General features: G+C 74.2%; 15 protein-coding genes and 1 pseudogene. 9 read left to right on the top strand and 7 right to left on the bottom strand.

The genetic code is table 11. The features are described from left to right. Positions 1-132 (top strand): annotated as a pseudogene (locus FHG89_RS09060) (IS481 family transposase); the annotation flags it as partial. 50 nt (positions 133-182) lie between these two features. Here FHG89_RS09060 and FHG89_RS09055 read toward each other — a convergent pair. The 4 genes from FHG89_RS09055 to FHG89_RS09040 all read right to left on the bottom strand — a co-directional run bounded on the left by FHG89_RS09055 (position 183) and on the right by FHG89_RS09040 (position 3,509). Further along, positions 183-332, bottom strand: a complete 150-nt coding sequence (locus tag FHG89_RS09055; RefSeq protein ID WP_280116057.1) for a DUF1062 domain-containing protein — start codon at positions 330-332, stop codon at positions 183-185. 85 nt (positions 333-417) lie between these two features. Beyond that, entirely contained in the window at positions 418-1,479 is a 1,062-nt protein-coding gene (locus FHG89_RS09050; protein WP_139583921.1) for a Gfo/Idh/MocA family oxidoreductase, read from the bottom strand. A gap of 87 nt (positions 1,480-1,566) precedes the next feature. Continuing rightward, positions 1,567-2,232, bottom strand: a complete 666-nt coding sequence (locus FHG89_RS09045; protein ID WP_139583920.1) for a response regulator transcription factor — start codon at positions 2,230-2,232, stop codon at positions 1,567-1,569. Then, positions 2,220-3,509, bottom strand: a complete 1,290-nt coding sequence (locus FHG89_RS09040) for a sensor histidine kinase (protein ID WP_139583919.1) — start codon at positions 3,507-3,509, stop codon at positions 2,220-2,222. Before FHG89_RS09040 ends, FHG89_RS09045 begins: the two co-directional genes overlap by 13 nt. 162 nt (positions 3,510-3,671) lie before the next feature. Here FHG89_RS09040 and FHG89_RS09035 point away from each other — a divergent pair, with 162 nt between their 5' ends. From FHG89_RS09035 to FHG89_RS09015, 5 genes are all read left to right on the top strand, one after another. Beyond that, positions 3,672-4,367 carry an SDR family NAD(P)-dependent oxidoreductase gene (locus FHG89_RS09035; protein WP_167517366.1) on the top strand — a complete coding sequence of 232 codons (696 nt, stop codon included), beginning with the start codon at positions 3,672-3,674 and terminating at the stop codon, positions 4,365-4,367. Beyond that, complete coding sequence (locus FHG89_RS09030; RefSeq protein WP_139583917.1) at positions 4,361-5,995, top strand: MFS transporter; 1,635 nt, start codon at positions 4,361-4,363, stop codon at positions 5,993-5,995. Before FHG89_RS09035 ends, FHG89_RS09030 begins: the two co-directional genes overlap by 7 nt. 55 nt (positions 5,996-6,050) lie before the next feature. Further along, on the top strand, positions 6,051-6,818 hold the full coding sequence (locus FHG89_RS09025) for a TetR/AcrR family transcriptional regulator (protein WP_139583916.1): 768 nt from the start codon (positions 6,051-6,053) through the stop codon (positions 6,816-6,818). A gap of 116 nt (positions 6,819-6,934) precedes the next feature. Continuing rightward, complete coding sequence (locus FHG89_RS09020; protein ID WP_139583915.1) at positions 6,935-7,174, top strand: hypothetical protein; 240 nt, start codon at positions 6,935-6,937, stop codon at positions 7,172-7,174. Then, entirely contained in the window at positions 7,125-8,471 is a 1,347-nt protein-coding gene (locus tag FHG89_RS09015; RefSeq protein WP_167517365.1) for a hypothetical protein, read from the top strand. Before FHG89_RS09020 ends, FHG89_RS09015 begins: the two co-directional genes overlap by 50 nt. Before the next feature lie 19 nt (positions 8,472-8,490). Here the strand turns inward: FHG89_RS09015 and FHG89_RS09010 are convergent, their stop codons facing one another. The 3 genes from FHG89_RS09010 to FHG89_RS09000 form a co-directional block, all read right to left on the bottom strand. Beyond that, the gene (locus tag FHG89_RS09010; protein WP_139583913.1) at positions 8,491-8,886 is read right to left on the bottom strand and encodes a hypothetical protein; all 396 of its coding nucleotides are present in this window, start codon (positions 8,884-8,886) and stop codon (positions 8,491-8,493) included. Then, positions 8,883-9,332 (bottom strand): hypothetical protein, encoded by a 450-nt coding sequence (locus FHG89_RS09005; RefSeq protein ID WP_139583912.1) that lies wholly within the window; start codon positions 9,330-9,332, stop codon positions 8,883-8,885. Before FHG89_RS09005 ends, FHG89_RS09010 begins: the two co-directional genes overlap by 4 nt. A gap of 305 nt (positions 9,333-9,637) precedes the next feature. Further along, positions 9,638-10,528 carry an alpha/beta fold hydrolase gene (locus FHG89_RS09000; RefSeq protein ID WP_139583911.1) on the bottom strand — a complete coding sequence of 297 codons (891 nt, stop codon included), beginning with the start codon at positions 10,526-10,528 and terminating at the stop codon, positions 9,638-9,640. A 155-nt stretch (positions 10,529-10,683) separates the two neighbouring features. Between FHG89_RS09000 and FHG89_RS08995 the strand changes: the two genes are divergently transcribed. From FHG89_RS08995 to FHG89_RS08985, 3 genes are all read left to right on the top strand, one after another. Beyond that, positions 10,684-13,983 carry an ATP-binding protein gene (locus FHG89_RS08995; RefSeq protein WP_139583910.1) on the top strand — a complete coding sequence of 1,100 codons (3,300 nt, stop codon included), beginning with the start codon at positions 10,684-10,686 and terminating at the stop codon, positions 13,981-13,983. A 104-nt stretch (positions 13,984-14,087) separates the two neighbouring features. After that, a complete protein-coding gene (locus FHG89_RS08990) occupies positions 14,088-15,662 on the top strand; it encodes a Na+/H+ antiporter (protein WP_139583909.1) in 1,575 nt (524 codons plus the stop codon). A gap of 173 nt (positions 15,663-15,835) precedes the next feature. Continuing rightward, positions 15,836-17,131 (top strand): hypothetical protein, encoded by a 1,296-nt coding sequence (locus FHG89_RS08985; protein WP_139583908.1) that lies wholly within the window; start codon positions 15,836-15,838, stop codon positions 17,129-17,131. The last annotated feature ends 5 nt before the right edge of the window (positions 17,132-17,136 follow it).

The following is a 17,136-nucleotide window of genomic DNA, read 5'->3' as shown; positions in this document are numbered from 1 at the left end:
TACCGATCCGAGACCGCCCGACGAGCGGCCCTACCCGCCTGGCTCCACACCTACAATCACCACCGCCACCACACCGCACTCGGCGGCCCACCCGCCAGCCGCGTCCCCAACCTCTCTGGACAGAACAGCTAGGGCCTGCCCGGCGGATCGTGCCGGACAGGCCCGTGGTCTTCGACGACCGATCAGCGTTTGAGCGTGAAGGTGAAGTCGCCGGAGAGCGTGCCACCCAGCCGGACCGCCGACACGATCTTCCCTTCCGTGACCAGCCGCTCGACCTCGCCCCGCGACAGACCGCACCCATCGGCGATCAGTCGTACCGGCCGGACCGGGATCCGGGCGGCCTAGACGACGTGTTCCCGCGCCGCACGGTAACGGCGCGCGGCGGCGCCACTCCACTGGGTTTCGGGCAGACGGCGGTCAGGCGGTCGGGACAGGCACTACCGTGCCCTCGGCCGCCGACCGGTGCGCCAACTCGATCAACTCGACGGTGGCGACCGAGTCCCGTGGGTCCACAGGCATCGGCGTGCCGTCCCGCAGCGCCGCCGCCACCTGCGCGTAGAAGCTCTGGTACGCGCCCGGCTCGGTCGGCACCGGCCGCAGGTCACCGTCCACGCCGAGCAGGCCGTACCGCTCCGGCGGGACCTCGCCCCAGCCCGGCTGGTCCGGTCGGCCGCCGTCGTGCAGCGCCGCCTCCTGCACGTCCAGCCCGTACGTCGTGTAGCCGGCCCGGTCGCCGAGCACCCGCAGTCGGGGGCCGAGCTGCGCGGTCACCGCGCCCATCCACAGGTGCGAGTGCACCCCGTTGGCGTGGGTCAACGCCACGAAGGCGTCGTCGTCCACAGCCGCACCCGCGCGGCGCCTGTCCACCTCCGCGTACACGCGGTCCACCCTGCCGAACAGCTGCACCGCCTGGTCGACGAGGTGGGCGCCGAGGTCGAAGAGGGCGCCGCCGGCCTCCTCGGGACCGGCGAGCTCCCGCCAGCCCGGCTTGATCGTGGGCCGGAAACGCTCGAACCGGGACTCGAAGCGCAGCACCCGCCCCAACTCGCCCTGCTCGACCAGGCGACGGGCGGTCAGGAAGTCGCCGTCCCAGCGCCGGTTCTGGAACACCGTCAGCGGCACCCCACGCTCGGCCGCCTCGTCGACGAGCGCGCGGCCCTCGGCCGCCGTGGGGGACAGGGGCTTGTCGACGACGACCGGCAGGCCGGCGGCGAGCGCCGCCCGCGCCATCGGCACGTGCTGCCGGTTCGGCGTCGCCACCACGACCAGGTCCAACGCGTCCGGCGTACGCCACAACTCGTCGGCGTCGTCGACCAGGCGGGCGTCCGGGAAGTGCTGCCGGGCCTGCTCGCGCCGCTGCGGATCGCGGGTCACGATGGCGTCGAGGCGCAGGCCCGGCGTCGCGGCGATCAGCGGCGCGTGGAACACCCGGCCCGCCAGCCCGTACCCCAGCAGGCCAACCCGCAGTACCTCCGCCATGCCGGACCCCCGTCTCGCCGGTCCGCGGCCCTGAGCGGCGGCGGTACCGCTTGTCGAATCTACGCCCCGCTCCCGGCCCGCCGCTGGTCAGGCCGCCGGGTCGCTGCGCAGGTAGGTGAGCACCGCGAGCACCCTTCGGTTGGTGTCGTCGCTGGGCGGCAGGTCGAGCTTCAGCAGGATGTTGCCGACGTGCTTGCCGACCGCCGCCTCGGTGACGTGCAGCCGGGCCGCGATCGACGCGTTCGACCGGCCCTCGGCCAGCAGCGCCAGCACCTCGCGTTCCCGCCCGGACAGCGCGGCGAGCGGATCACGCGGGCGGTGCAGGAGTTGCCGGACCACGTCCGGGTCGATGGCGGTTCCGCCCGCGGTGACCCGGCGCAGCGTGTCGACGAACTCGGCGACCTCGGCGACGCGGTCCTTGAGCAGGTAGCCCACCCGCTGGCCGTCGCCGCTGTCCAGCAGCGCCGCCGCGTACCCGGTCTGCACGTACTGGCTGAGCACCACCACCGGGAGTCCGGGCCGTTCGGCGCGCAGCGCCACGGCCGCGCGCAGCCCGTCGTCGCGTCGACCGGGCGGCATCCGGATGTCGGTCAGCACCAGGTCCGGCTGGTGCTCCCGGGCGGCGTCCAGCAGTTCCGGCGCGGAACCGACGGCGGCGCACACCGCGAAGTCGAAGCGGGTCAGCAGCGCGACCAGCCCTTCGCGCAGCAGCACCTCGTCCTCGGCGAGCACCACCCGGGTCACCGACGACATGGCAGCTCCACCCGGACCAGGGTAGGCCCGCCGGGCGGGCTGGACAGCAGCAGCCGCCCGTCGGCGGCGGCGACCCGGTCGGCGAGGCCGGTCAGGCCGGTGCCCCGGGCCGGGTCGGCGCCGCCGCGACCGTCGTCGGACACCTCGACCACGAGGTCGCCGCCGGCCCGTGTGAGGCGCACGTCGGCGCGGGTCGCCCCGGCGTGCCGGGCCACGTTGCCCAGCGCCTCGGACACCACGAAGTACGCGGTGGTCTCGACGATCTCCGGCAGCTCGCCGTCGATGTCGGCGTGCACGGTGACCGCGACGGTGGCCACGTCCGCCAGCTCGCGGACAGCGCCGGCCAGGCCGAGGTCGGTGAGGCTCTGCGGTCGGATGCCGTGCACCAGCTGCCGCAGCATCACCATCAGTCCGCGCGCCTGGTCGTGCGCCACGGCGAGGGGCCGGGAGGCCGGGGAGTCCTCCGGTACGTCCAGCCGGGCCAGACCCAGCTGAAGAGTGAGGCTGGTCAGCCGGGGCTGCGCGCCATCGTGCAGATCCCGTTCGATGCGGCGCCGTTCGGCCTCGTACGCGCCGACCAGGCGGGTGCGGGACCGGGCGACCTCGCGCAGCGCCGCCGCGTCGACCGGCCAGGCGAGCGCCCACCGGGCCACCGCGGCCTGGACGGTGGCGAGCAGACCGGCCGCGTAGCCCAGGACCGGTAGCAGCAGCACCCCGACGACCGCGTACGGAACGGCCTCCCCGGTGGTCTCGATCGGCTGCCAGACCACCACCGGGTCGGCGTCGCTGACCAGCCAGGGGCTGGTGACCATCCCGAGGTCGAGCAGCACCAGCAGCAGAAACACCCAGTACGCGACCGGGGCTATCCCACCCAGCCAGAACAGGTACGCCACCTCCCGCCAGCCGGCGGCGGTGCGGTACCGGGCGGCCAGGCCCGGCCACGGGGACGCCGGCAGGGGGCGGCCGTCCACGAGCCCGAGCCGCCACCGCTCCACGGCGGCGACCGGGAAACTCACGATCGGCGCGAGCGCCAGCAGGGTGAGGCTGCCGACCGCCAGGAACAGCGTCAGCGGTATCCCCGGCGGTCGTCCGTGCAGCCGCACCGCGTTGACTGCGGCGAGCAGGGGTGCGCCGATGACGAGCAACCCGACGGCGAGCACACCCGCGATCGGCACGGTGCTGACCAGGTAGGCCAGCGCCCGCCAGGGCCAGGCGGAGACCAGCCAGTCGCGGCGACGTAGCGCTTCGGCCAGGTGGGAAGGGCGTTGCGGGGTCATGCCACAGACGCTAATCGCGGGCGAACTGGCGCCCCAGCCGTCCAGATCCACTTCGCGGGTATGCCCAGCACTACCGGCCTGACGGGTGTGCGGGGTCCGGAAACGGGAAGGACGCGCCATCACGCGACCCGCGTGAGCTGTGCTCGCGACGGCGGGAGAGACATGGGTGCCAGAACCTTCGTGGTGGTCGGCGGGACCAGCGGTCTCGGTCTCGCGGTGGCCCGACTGCTCGTGGACGAGCATCAGGTCGTGGTGTTCGGCAACGTGCCGGCCGAGGTAGCCGCGGTGACCGACGAACTGGGGTGCGACGGGGCGGTCTGCGACATCGCCTCCTACGAGCAGGTCCGCGACGGGTTCGCCGAGGTGGTCGAGCGCTACGGCACTATCGACGGGGTGGCGGCCTGCGCCTCGATGTGGGCAGGCGGCGACCTGGGGGACCTGTCGGTAGAGCACATCCGCCGGGCCGTGGAGATCAACGTTCTGGGCCTCACCTACCTGATGCGCGAGGCGGTGCAGCACCTGCACCGGCAGGGCCACGGCAACGTCGTGTACATCGGCGCGCTGGCGCTGGCGGCCCCCCGGCCCGGCATCCCCGTCTACCGGGCCACCAAGAGCTACGGCAACAGCCTGGTCGATTCGCTGGCCGAGGCCCAGCACAGCAACCGGGTCAAGGTGATGCAGCTGCATCCCGGGCCGATGCCGACCCGGCTACAGGAACGGGTCGGCGCCGACTTCCTCGACGAGGTGTACGCCCTGCCGGAACAGGTCGCCTCCGAGGTCGTCCGGCTCCTGCTGCTCGAACCCGACGACCTGTACGTGTCCGGCGAGCGCGTGCTACGCGCGGACGGGCGGTGGTGACGGCCGGAGCCGGACCCACCGACCGTCCGGCCTCGGCGTGGGCGCCGCTGCGGACCACGGTCTACCGCAACCTGTGGCTGGCCCTGCTCGTCGCCAACATCGGCACCTGGATGCAGACGGTCGGCGCGCAGTGGCTGCTGATCCACCACTCCAACGCCTCGACCCTCGTCGCCCTGGTGCAGACCGCCAGCCTGCTGCCCGTGCTGCTGCTGGCGCTGCCCGCCGGGGTGCTCGCCGACAACTTCGACCGTCGGCACCTGCTGATCGCCGTGCAGCTGTTCCTCGTCGTGGTGGCCCTCGCCCTGACGCTGCTCACCCTGACCGACCGGATGCCGCCGGCGCTGCTGCTCACGCTCACCTTCGCGTTCGGGGTCGGGCAGGCGCTCACCCTGCCGGCCTGGGCGGCGGTGATCCCGGAGCTGGTGCCGCAGGAGCAGCTGCGGTCGGCGTCCGCGCTCGGTTCGATAAGCGTGAACGTGGCGCGGGCGGTCGGGCCGGCGCTGGCCGGTGTGCTGATCGCCCGTACCGGTGTCGCCCCGGTCTTCGGGTTCAACGCGGTCGCCTTCGCGATCTTCACGTACGCGCTGTGGCGCTGGCGGCCCGGCACTGCCCGCGCGGTCGAGGTCCCCGAGCGGTTCACCGCCGCGCTGCGCGCCGGCAGCCGGTACGTCCGCCACTCGCCGACCGTGCGTCGGTTGCTGCGTCGGGCGCTGGTCTTCGTGATCCCGGCCAGCGCGCTGTGGGCGTTGCTGCCGTTGGTGGCGAGCCGTCGGCTGGGGCTGGGCTCCGGCGGGTACGGGTTGCTGCTGGCAGCCCTCGGGGTGGGCGCGGTCGTCGGTGGGTTGCTGTTGGCCGTGATCCGTACCCGCCTGTCGGCGAACCAGCTCCTGTTCACTGCCGGGGCGGTGTTCACCGTGGCGTTGGCCGTGGTCGCCACGGTACGGGTGGTGCCGCTGGTGCTTCTCGCCCTGCTGCCCGCCGGGATGGCCTGGGTGACGGTGCTGGCGAACGTCAACGCCGAGATGCAGCTCTTCCTGCCGGCCTGGGTACGCGCCCGTGGCCTGGCCGTCTACCAGGTGTGCTTCGCGGGCGGGCAGGCGGTCGGCGCTCTGCTGTGGGGGCTGGTGGCCGACACGGGTGGCCTGGTCCTCGCCTACCTCGCGGCGGCGGCGTTGATGCTGGTCGGCACCGTGACGAGCCGGATCTGGCCACTGCCCGACCTGCGCGCGGTGAACCGGGAACCGGCGGCCTACTGGCCGCAGCTGCACCTCGCGTACGAGCCGGACCCGAGGGTGGGGCCGGTGCTGGTGACGGTGCGGTACAGCGTCCGGCCGGAGCGCACCCGGCCGTTCCTGGCGGCCATGGACCTGGTGCGCGCCGCCCGGCAGCGGACCGGTGCGATGCGCTGGGGGCTGTTCCGTCCGGCCGAGGCCACTGACCAGTTCGTCGAGGTGTACCTGGTGCCGTCCTGGGACGAGCACCTGCGCCAGCACGGTGGCCGGCTGACCGGCGAGGACCGTGCGGCCGAGGAGCGGGCCCGGGAGTGCGCCGACGGCGCCCCGGAGGTGCGGCACCTGGTACCGGCCGCCGCCGGCCGCGCGCTGGCCGACGACCGCGAGGCCACCTGACCCGGCCAGCCGCGCGGCGTACGTCGTACGCCCGCGTTGTTAGGATGGCCGCACCATGGCGAGTGAGCGTAAGGCGACCGCGGACCCGGCCCGCAGCCTGGCCATCCTCTGGCGCACCCGGGAGCCGACCAGCCGCAGCGCCGGGCAGGGGCTCAGCGTCGACCGGATCGTCCGTGCCGCCATCGACATCGCCGACGCCGAGGGCCTCGACGCGCTGACCATGCGCCGCGTCGGTGAGGCGCTGGGGGTGGGCACGATGTCGGTCTACACCTACGTGCCGGGCAAGGCCGAACTCGTCGACGTCATGATCGACACGGCGTACGGCGAGATGCCGCGCCCCGCGGTCGAGGGGGACTGGCGGGTCCGGCTGGAGCGGATCGCCCGGGACAATCTCGCGCTCTACCAGCGGCATCCGTGGATGCTGCGGGCCGAGACGACCCGACCGGTGCTCGGTCCGCACCTGGTGGCCAAGTACGACTACGAACTCGGCGCGGTCGCCGACATCGGGCTCACCGACGTCGAGATGGACGCGGTGCTCACCCTCGTGCTCGGGCACGTGAAGAGTTCCGCGCGCTCCGCGTCCGAGGTGGTCGACCTGGAGCGGGACACGGGCCTGACCGACGGCCAGTGGTGGCAGTCGCACGCGCCCTGGCTGGAGACGTTCCTGACGCCCGAGCGCTATCCGACCGCCTCCCGGGTCGGTACGGCGGCCGGCCAGCAGCACGGCGCCGCGTACGGCCCGGAGTACGCCTTCGAGTTCGGTCTGCAACGCGTCCTCGACGGGATCTCCGTGGTGGTCGCCGAGCGGGCGGCCAACCGGTAGCCAGCCCCGCTCAGGGGTACGCCGGCACCGACGTCCCGGGCTCGGCGGAACCCGCCCGCGACCGGTCGCCGGGGTGGTACGACTGGGACGGCAGGCGACGTCCGGGAAGGGGGGCGATGAACAACGGCCTCCCCGAGCGGCTGCTTCAGCGGAGGGAGAACCCTCGCCGGACGTCGTTCCTGGAGCTCTTCTTCGACCTGGCCTTCATCTTCGCGCTGCCCCGGCTGTCCCAGGCGCTGCTTGCCGACCACACCCTCAACGGCGGCGACCGCGCGGACGGCCACCCGCAGCGCCCGCGCGACGGGCGTGGCGGCTGTCGGCCTGAGTGTGGCGACGCTTGTCGCCATCGCCCGTGATGAGCGTGACTGGCCGTCGTCGGGCGGGCTACCCGGCTACGACGGGGTCGCTGGCGCGGTGCTGCTCGGCCAGATGGCACTGTTGGTGCTGCTCAGCGGCCTGGTCCTGTGGCAGCGCGGCCGGGTGGACGGCCGCGTCGTGCTACGGCACGGACTGGGCGCGGCCGTCATCGCGGCGATCGCGGTCGGCCTGGCCGGTGCGCTCTCCGCCGGCCTGGCCTACCAGACGGGGGAGGTGCTCGGCGGGTACTTCAGTGACGGCGGGCCGCCGCTGCCGTACCGCTGGACACTGCTGGCCTTCTTCCTGCACATGGGCGTGGCGGTGCTGCTGTGTGGGGCGATAGCCCTGCTGTCGCGGTCACGCCGGCGCCGAGCGGCAGAGATGGTCACCGCCCGCGACTTTCCCGCCGCGCCGCCGGAGGCGGCCGGGCGGCTGCGGCAGGCCACCAGGGCCATCGCCCGGGCGCGGTTCACCGAGTGGCTGGGCGTGCTGGCCGCCACGTACGCGGTTCTCGCGGCGGTCGGACTGGCCACCAGCCTGCTCGGGCTCACCGGCCGCCAACCGGAGGATCTGGCGGGGGATGTCGGGCTGCCGGCCGAATCCGTCCGGATGGGGCTCACCGCCGGCACCTACCTCGTCGCCGCGGTGGTCCTCACCCTGCTGGTGGGTGGTGTTTTCGGGTACCGGACGGCCTGGTTCCGCCGGCACGTCGGGATCCTGTGGGACCTGGGCACCTTCTGGCCCCGGGCTGCCCACCCGTTCGCACCGGCGAGTTACGCCGACCGCGCGGTGCCGGAGTTGGCCGACCGGATCATCCAGCTCGCCGGGCGGCACGCCGGGGTGCTGCTCTGCGGGCACAGCCACGGCTCGGTGCTGCTGGCCCTGGCGGTGCTGCGGCTGCCGCAGCAGGTGCGTCAACGGGTTGCTCTGCTCACCTACGGGTCGCCGCTGGACCGCCTCTACGCCCGGCTCTACCCGGCGTACCTCAACGAGGAGATGATGCGTGACGTGGGGGAGCGGGTCGGGTGGCGGTGGATCAACCTGTGGCGCGACACCGACCCGGTCGGCGGTTGGATCTTCTACCCGAACCGACCCGGTGACCCGCCTCCGGCCGCCGCCGACCCGGCCGGTGGGGTCGACCGGCGGCTGCGGGACCCCCGGGAGCTGCTGGGCACGCCGGGGGAGGATCGGCCGCCACCGGTCCGGGGCCACCATCCGGGCGAGTCCGACCCTGAGTTCCGGGCGGCGGTACGCGACCTCCTCGGACGACTCAGTGGCTCCGCCGGCCACGGCTGAGCCAGACGTGGCAGGCCGGTCAACCGCCGTCCGGGAGCCGTTCGGACTCCGCCACGACCGCTCTGACCTTGCGCAGGGTGGCGTCCGGCGCGCGGATCGCGGCCCGCCAGCGGTCCAGCGTCCGGGTGAGCACCCGGACCACGAACTGCAACTGGTTGACCTGTTCGCGCAGCGTCCCCAGCTCCGAGCGGGCGTGCAACGCCTCGCCCTCCAATTCGGTGATCCGGGTCTGCAACGGCTGCACCAGGGTGAGGGCGGCCTCGGTGAGGGTGTCGGCGGCGTCGGCCTTGAACTTGCCCCGCTGCACCAGCACGGTGGCGATCGCGGCCAGACCGGTCGAGCCCCCGAGGATGCCGAACACACTGAGCGCCACCTGCACCCAGTGTGGTGCGGCGGGCGCCGGCGGGGCGCTCACGGGATACTCCCCTGCAGTTGCAGGTCGGTCACGCATCGGCAGGCGCGGACCAGACGGCGCAGGTCGACGGCGATCTGGATGGCCCGCCAGATCGAGCCGATCGTCACCGCGACGACGAACGACGACGCGACCAGGGACTGCTGGCTCCACAGGGACACCAGGGCGACCGCGTACATGCCGGTGATGGTGCCGAGCACCAGGACCGACGCGAGTTCGAGGCCGAGCCCGGTGGAGAGCCGGCCGGGCCACAGGATGCCCAGCAGCCCGCCCACCCCCACGAGGATCAGGCCGAGCTCCCAGGCGGCCTGCACGGGCGCCGGCATGGACGTCTGGACGGACGTCGGCCGGACGTCGAGGGTCAGCATCAGGACGCCGCAGATCGGCGACGTGACCAGGACGGCCACCTCGTACGGCTGGTGGCGGGACCGGATACGCAGATATCTCACGGCAACTCCCTGGTCGAGGAACCGTCCCATCCGTCATCGGCCGATGGGCCGGTGCCGTGTGGAGAGGTTGGTGACTGGGTGCGGTTCCTGCGGCGGAGGCCCGTGGAGTGGCGGTTGCGTGCGAACGGTCGGTGGCGAGGAGGTGGGCGACGGGCCGTCGTTGGCTGCCGGTATCTGCCTGTGTATCACCGATGACCGGTTGTCGTCCACCTGGTGTAACGTAGCATTTCCGCAGGTCAGGGCCATTATTGGGTACGGGCGGTCCGGCTGTGCCGGACCGCCCTTGACACACAGTGTCGTAAGTCTTACTGATGGTGTGGGCGGCTGAGCAGGGCGCGCAGCGCCCCGACCACCTCGGCCGGCGCCTCCTCGGCCATGAAGTGCCCGCAGGTGACCGTCTGGTGCGCCAGGTCCGGTGCCCACGCCCGCCACAGCCCGGCCGCGTCGTAACCGAGCGCCGCGCCCCAGTCCTGCTGCAGCACGGTCACCGGCATCGACAGCTGACGACCGGCGCTCCGGTCGGCGGCGTCGTGGGCGACGTCGACCCCGGCGGACGCGCGGTAGTCGGCGACGATCGAGGTGACCGCGTTGCGGGACGCACGCAGGTACGAGGCCCGCACCTCCGCCGGCAGGGCCTCCGGGTCGCGGGTCCAGACGTCCAGGAAATGACCGAAGAAGGTGTCCGGGCTGGCGCCGATCAACTCCTCGGGCAGACCGGGCGGCTGTGCCATCAGGTAGAGGTGGAAGGCGACCGCCGCGCTGGCGCCGTGCAGCACGTCCCACATGTCGAGGGTGGGCAGCACGTCGAGCAGGGCGAGCTGGCTGATCGCCGCCGGGTGGTCGAGACCGGCGCGGAACGCGACCAGGGCGCCCCGGTCGTGCCCGGCCAGCGCGAACCGTTCGTGGCCGAGCGCCCCGGCCAGCGCCACGACGTCGGCCGCCAGGGTGCGCTTGGCGTACGCGGTGCCGTCGCTGTCCGCGGGCTTGTCGCTGTCGCCGTACCCCCGCAGGTCGGGGCAGATGACCGTGTGGTCGGCGGCCAGGTCGGCCGCGACGTGCCGCCACATGAGGTGCGTCTGCGGAAAGCCGTGCAGCAGCACGATCGGTGGCCCGGAACCGCCCACGGCGGCGTTGAGCGTCACACCGTCGGCGACCGTGACGCGCTGGTAGTCGAATCCGTTGATCCTGGGGTCCACGGGGAACCTTCCTGGTGATGAGGGCGGGCTCCGGCGCGGTGGCCGGACGCCGTCGTACGTCGTCGAGCCTGCCCCGCGGCGATCAGCGGACGGTCAGCGTCCGATCAGTGCGGGCGGGCGGCCGTGGTCCGCGCCGGCCCGCCTAGATTGGTGCCATGACCAGGCAGCCGGAGCCGGCTCCGGCGGTGACCTTCGGGGTGCTCGGGCCGGTGACCGCCGCCACCGACGGTGGCCCGGTCCCGCTCAGGGGGCACCGGCAGCGCCTCGTGCTGGCCCGGCTGCTGATCGCCCACGGCCGGGTGGTGCCTGTGGAACGGCTCGTCGACGACCTGTGGGACGTCGCACCGGACGGTGCGGTGGGCGCCATCCGCACCTTCGTGGCCGACCTGCGCCGGGCGCTGGAGCCTGACCGGCCGCCCCGCACGCCGCCCCGGATCCTGCTCACCGAGGCGCCGGGGTACGCGCTGCGGGCCGGCCCGGACGCGGTGGACGCCGACCGGTTCGAGGCGGCCGTCGGCGAGACCGGCCGGCTGTTGGCGGCGGGACGTCCCGCCCCGGCCCTGGAGGCGCTGGATGCGGCGCTCGGGTTGTGGCGCGGTCCCGCGTACGCCGACTGCGCGAACGAGGCCTGGGCGGTGGCGGAGGTCAACCGACTGGACGAGCTGCGGATGCTCGCCGTCGAACGGCGGGCCGAGGCGCTGCTGGCGTTGGGACGGCCGGACGAGGCCGCCGCCGACCTGCCGGCCCACCTCGCCGGCAACCCGCTGCGCGAGGACGCCTGGCGGCTGCTGGCGATGGCCAGGTACCGCGCCGGTCGGCAGGGTGACGCGCTGGCCGCGCTCCGCGAGGCCCGGGACGTCCTGGTGACCGCGCTGGGTGTGGACCCGGGGCCGGAGCTGCGGCGGCTGGAGGCCGACATCCTGGCCCAGGCGCCGCACCTCACCCCGCGCCTCGGCGGCGCCGCCCCCGACGTCGGGACCGTCGATCGTCCCGTCGTGACCGCGGACCGTCCCGGCGGGGCGGCGCGGGAGCGTCCGTTCGTCGGCCGCGACGCGGAGTTGGCCCGGCTGCGGCTGGCCGCCGACACCGCCGCCGGTCGCCGCCGGCCCGCGCTCGCCCTGCTCAGCGGCGAGCCAGGGGCCGGCAAGACCGCGTTGGCCGAGACGCTCACCCGACAGCTGGCCGCGCAGGGATGGACCACGGCGTGGGGGCGCAGCCCGGAGTACGAGGGCGCCCCTGCGGCCTGGCCCTGGACGCAGGTCACCGAGGCGCTCGCCGGCTCGACCGGCGTCGACGAACAGGACGACGCCGCCACGGGCGACACCAGCGTCACACGGTTCCGCCGGCACCGCGCGGTCGCCTCGCTGGTCTCCGCGGTCGCCGACCGGCAACCGGTGCTGGTCGTCCTGGACGACCTGCACCGTGCCGACGGCGACACCCTGGACCTGCTGACCGCGCTCCTGGCCGGCCCGCAACCGGCCAGCGGGCCGGTCCTGATCCTCGGCACCTACCGGGCCACCGAGATCAGCCCGGCGCTGACCGCCGCCCTGGCCCGCGCGGCCGGGCTGGAACCGGTGCGGGCGTATCTCGCCGGCCTGCCCGCTCCGGCGACAGGCGAACTGGCCAGCGCCGTCGCCGGAGTCGACCTGGACGCGGCCACCGCCCAGCTGATCCATTACCGCAGCGGCGGCAACCCCTTCTTCGTCCGGGAGCTGGCCCAGCTGTACGCGGGTGAGGGCGACGCCGCGCTGGCGTCGGTGCCGCCCGGGGTGCGCGACGTGATCCGGCACCGGCTGGCGCAGCTGCCCGCGCCGACCCGTACCCTGCTGCGGCAGGCAGCCGTGCTCGGCCGGGACCTCGACCCGCAGGTGCTCAGCGCGTTGGCGGACGACCCCTCGACCGTGCTGGACGCCGTGGACCGCGCCCTTCAGGCGGGCTTCCTCGTCGAGCGGGACACCGACGGACAGCTGCGCTTCACCCACATCCTGGTCCGCGACACGCTCTACGCCGATCTGTCCGCGCCGCGCCGCGCCGCCTGGCACGGTGCCGCCGCCGAGGTGCTGCGACAGCGTGAGCCCGTCGAACCGGCCGCGCTGGCCCACCACCTGCTGCGCGCCGGCGGGCCGGTCGCCGCTGGTCGCGCCGCCGCGTACGCCCGCACGGCGGCCGAGCAGGCCGAACGGAGCGGCAACCCGCACGAGGCGGCCCGGCTGTGGCGGCAGGCGATCGACGCGTACGACCGGGCCGGCGGGGTCCACCACCGCGAGCGGTTGACCGCGCTTGTGGGTCTGGGGCGTGCGCTGGCCGTGACGGGCCGCCTCGCCGAGGCGCGGCGGGAGAGGGCCGAGGCGATCACGGCGGCCGAGTCCGTCGGCGACCCCCGGCTGATCGAGGAGGTGCTGGCCGGTTTCGACGTGCCGGCGATCTGGACGCGCAACGACGACGACCTGCTCTCCGGACGGATCGCGCAGGCCGCCGAGCGTGCCCTGGCGGCCCTCGGTGCGACCGGGTCGGCGCGGCGCAGCCGGCTGCTGAGCACCCTCGCCCTGGAGCTGCGCGGCACCGTCACCGACCGTGGACGTCGTGCGGCCGACGAGGCCGAGACGATCGCCCGGACCGTCGGTGACCCCGGGCTGCTGGCGTTCGCGCTGAACGCCCGCTTCATGCACGCCTTCGACCGGGTCGGCCTGGCCGGTGAACGCGCCCGGATCGGCGCCGAGCTGGTCGACCTGGCCGCCCGGCACCAGCTGGTGACCTTCGAGGTGCTGGGTCACCTCGTCCTGGTCCAGGCCGCCTGTGCGCTGGCCGACCGGCCCGCCGCCGACGCGCACGCCCGCGCCGCCGACCGCCTCGCCGAACGGTACGAGCTGCCGCTGGTCGGCGTCTTCACCAGGTGGTACGCCGCGCTGCGGCTGGCGCTTGACGGCGAGTTGGCCGCGGCGGCCGACGCGTACCGGGCGGCTGCCGACCGGCTGTCTGGTGACGCCATGCCGGGCCTGACCCGCGGTCTGCTCCCGATCGCGCTGCTCGGCCTGCGGCTGGCCGGCGACCGTCCGCTCCCGAAGCCCGACGACGAGGGTTGGGCGGGTCTGGACTGGGGGCCGCACGAGCCGTGGGTCCGCCCGCTGCTGCTGGTCGCCGCCGGGGACCGGACCGCGGCCGGGTCGGCCCTGCGGGCACTGCCGCCGGGGCCGCACGACCTGCTGCGCGAGGTCCGTCTCTGCCTCGTCGGCCGGGCGGCGCGGCTGCTCGGCGACCGGGTCACGATGGACCGCGTCCACGCCGAGCTGCTGCCCGCTGCCGACGAGCTGGCCGCCGGCAGCGGAGTGCTCACCGTCGGCCCGGTGGCCGGGCACCTCGCCGACCTCGCCGCGGCGCTGGGCCGCGACGACGAGGCGGCCCGGCACCGTCGTACCGCCCGCGCGGTGACCGCCCGCGCTCGCGTCGCCGCCTGACCCCCACGGCGACTTGCGGGCTTTCCGTCGGAACCGGCCGGTGGGTGCGGTCAGATGGAACCACCGACGCGCCCGCCGTCGGCCGGGGATCGAGGGGGTACGCCGTGGAGGTGCTCGTCCTGATCGTGGTGCTGGGCGTCACCGTCCTGGTCGGCACCACGCTCGGCGGCCGGTACCGGGTCGCGCCGCCGGTCCTGCTCATCGTGTTCGGGGTGCTGCTCGGGCTGGCACCCCCGCTGTCCGAGCTGACCCTGGAACCGGACCTGGTGCTGCTGATCTTCCTGCCGGCGATCCTGTACCGGGAGAGCCTCACCATCAGCCTGCGCGAGATCCGGGCCAATCTGCCGGTGATCGGTCTGCTCGCCGTGGTGCTGGTGGTGCTCACCATGGTCACGGTGTCGTTCACCGCGCAGGCGTTCGGGGTGAACCCCGCCGCCGCCTGGGTGCTCGGCGCGGTCCTCGCACCTACCGATGCGGCGGCGGTCACCGGTCTGGCCAAACGGCTGCCCCGCAAGCTCCTCACCACCCTGCACGCGGAGAGCCTGATCAACGACGGCACCGCGCTTGTGATCTTCGCGGTGGCCGTGGGGCTGCTCACCCAGAGCGCGGAGCCGGGCGCGCTGGGCATCAGTGAGGAGTTCGTCGGGGCCAGCGTCGGCGGCGTGCTCGCCGGACTGCTGGTGGGCTTGGCCGTGGTGCTGATCCGCAAGCGGCTCGACGATCCGCTGCGCGAGGGCGCGCTGAGCGTGCTGACCCCGTTCGGCGCGTTCCTGCTCGCCGACTCGATGCACGCCAGCGGTGTGCTGGCGGTGGTGGTCGCCGGTCTGATCCTGGCCTACGCCGGTCCACGGGTGATCCGCGCCCGCTCCCGGGTGCTGGCGTACGCGTTCTGGGACCTGTCCACGTTCCTCATCAACGGCGGCCTGTTCGTGCTGCTCGGCACCCAGATCCCAAGGGCGGTGCGGGGTGTCACGAGCACCTCGCCGGCGAGGGCCGTGGTGATCGTGCTGGTGGTCACGCTTGTCGTCCTCTGCACCCGGCTGTTCTTCATCTACCTGACCGCGCAGTCGGCGAAGCTGCGACGCCGCCGGATGGTCGAGCAGGGCCCGGGACCGTCGAGCTGGCGGGTGGGGACCGTCGCGGGCTGGGCCGGCTTCCGGGGCGCCGTGTCGCTCGCGGCCGCGCTGGCCGTCCCGACGATGACGGTATCCGGTCGACCGGTTGTCGAACGCGATCTGATCATCTTCGTGACGGCGCTGGTGATCGTGCTGATCATGCTCATCCAGGGCACCACCCTGCCGCTTGTGGTGCGCTGGGCGGGACTGGCGGGCGACCCGGAACGGGTCGACGAGGCCCGGCTGGCCCGGATGCGCGCCACCGAGGTCGGCCTGGCCGCGGTGCCCCACGTGGCCGCCGAGGTCGGCGCGGGCGAGGATGCGGTGCGGCGGTTGCAGGCCGAATACCAGCGGCACCTGGAGGACGTCAACGAGAGCGGCGGGGACACCGCCGAGGAACGTCGACTGGAACGCAAACTGCGCCTGGGCGTCCTCGCCCACAAGCGCCGGGAGGTCACCCGCCTGCGCGACAGCCGGGAGATCGACGACCTCGTGCTCCTGGAGTTGCAGGCCGCGCTGGACAACGAGGAGATCCGGCTGCTGGGACGCGGACCCAGCGAGTGACAGTCGGCCCGTCGCCACGGCCCGGGCCGTGGCGACGGCTGGCCGGCTGGACGCCTGACGGATTGGTGACAGCGTCCGGCGCAGGTCGAGGGCGGCTGCCCACCACACCACCCGGGTACGGTGGAAACCATTCGGCGTCCGTCGATGCGTCCGGTCCGCGGGAGGGGGTGTCCATGACCACCGGTGCGACGGGGAACGAGCCGCGGGTGGTCACCGAGCGGGAGTTCCTCGACGAGCTGGTCTCGGTCACCCGCGAACGCGCCGCTACCGAGTTCCTCTACCTGATGGCGCGGGGCGACGCCGTGATCGCCGTCCAGTGGGAGCAGCCCGGCGTCGACCATCTGCGCCGCTACCGCGTACGCGACCGCTGCCCGCACTGCGTCGCACTGGAGGCGGTACGGGCGCTGTCGCCGGTGCTTCCCCTGGACGTCCTGCGCGCCGGGCGTGCCCGTCCGCAGTACGAGACGGTGCTGCGGACCGGTCGACTGCCCCACCTGGCGTTCGCCCGGCCGGCGGGCTCGGCGGGGCAGAGCTGGCTCGGTGACTGCCACGCGGTCGACGGTGACCCGCACACCGGTGCCGACTGCGCGCGGCACGCGGTCCCCGCACCGACGGGTGACCCTCTGGACCTGCGCCCCGGAGCGCTGCCCCGGGCGCTGCGCGAGCTGTACCCGCACGACGCCGCCGCGACGGCGGACATCCAGCAGCGGCTGCGGATCGCCCGGGACTGGCGGGCCGACGCACAGGCGGTGGCGAGTGGAGTCCGCGAGGCGGCGGCGACCTGGGCGTTCCTGCGTACGTCCTGCGTGCTTGGCGTGCCGGTGCCCGGCGCCGGCGGTCTCGTCCTCGCCCTGGCCCCGCACGGGGCCGGGGACGACCGGCCGCTGTCCGAGCTGCACACCGCGGCGCTGCGGGCGCTGCCCACCGGCGGCCCGTTGCCGTACCAGGAGCGGGCCTGTCTGCTGCCGGAGCCGGGGTCGGGTTCGCAGCGGATGCCGTCGTACGCCGGTGCGGTGGACCTGATCGGCGCGGCGCCGGTGCGGACGCTCCGGCTGCCGGCGCCCCGCCGTCCGCTCAGCACCACCGGCCGGGGTGTGCTGTTGCTCTTCGAGGCGCGGCACGCCATGGGCCGGCACGTCGCGGCCGCACCGGAGCGGGACAGCGCCTACTGGGAGTCCGAGGCGGCGTTGAACGTCTTCGAGTTCACCCTGCTGGAGCGGGTCGCCGGTCGGCGTTACCAGGACGCGGTGGCCGCCTACGTTCAGGCCCTGCGCCGCGAGGGCGACCTGCTCGCGCGTCCGCACAAGGTGCTCGACCGGCGGCGGCGCAAGGCGCTGTCGGCGGCGTTCGGCGGACTGGACGACGACGAGCTGCACCTGTGGGCGTCGGTGGCGTACCGCAACGCCATCCTGGTGCTGCTCGGCGATCTGACGGCCTTCGCCGCGCACCTGCGCCGCCAGGCCGGGTGAGCGAC

It is taken from the genome of Micromonospora orduensis (assembly GCF_006228125.1).
Classification (GTDB): domain Bacteria; phylum Actinomycetota; class Actinomycetes; order Mycobacteriales; family Micromonosporaceae; genus Micromonospora; species Micromonospora orduensis.
The sequence above is the reverse complement of the archived record's forward strand: the minus strand, read 5'-3'. Positions and strand labels throughout refer to the sequence as shown.

Excerpts from the sequence above, each read along its gene's own strand:
- FHG89_RS09050 (WP_139583921.1), bottom strand. The coding sequence starts at position 1,479 with ATGGCGGAGGTACTGCGGGTTGGCCTGCTGGGGTACGGGCTGGCGGGC.
- FHG89_RS09045 (WP_139583920.1), bottom strand. The coding sequence starts at position 2,232 with ATGTCGTCGGTGACCCGGGTGGTGCTCGCCGAGGACGAGGTGCTGCTG.
- FHG89_RS09040 (WP_139583919.1), bottom strand. The coding sequence starts at position 3,509 with ATGACCCCGCAACGCCCTTCCCACCTGGCCGAAGCGCTACGTCGCCGC.
- FHG89_RS09035 (WP_167517366.1), top strand. The coding sequence starts at position 3,672 with ATGGGTGCCAGAACCTTCGTGGTGGTCGGCGGGACCAGCGGTCTCGGT.
- FHG89_RS09025 (WP_139583916.1), top strand. The coding sequence starts at position 6,051 with ATGGCGAGTGAGCGTAAGGCGACCGCGGACCCGGCCCGCAGCCTGGCC.
- FHG89_RS09020 (WP_139583915.1), top strand. The coding sequence starts at position 6,935 with ATGAACAACGGCCTCCCCGAGCGGCTGCTTCAGCGGAGGGAGAACCCT.
- FHG89_RS08995 (WP_139583910.1), top strand. The coding sequence starts at position 10,684 with ATGACCAGGCAGCCGGAGCCGGCTCCGGCGGTGACCTTCGGGGTGCTC.
- FHG89_RS08985 (WP_139583908.1), top strand. The coding sequence starts at position 15,836 with ATGACCACCGGTGCGACGGGGAACGAGCCGCGGGTGGTCACCGAGCGG.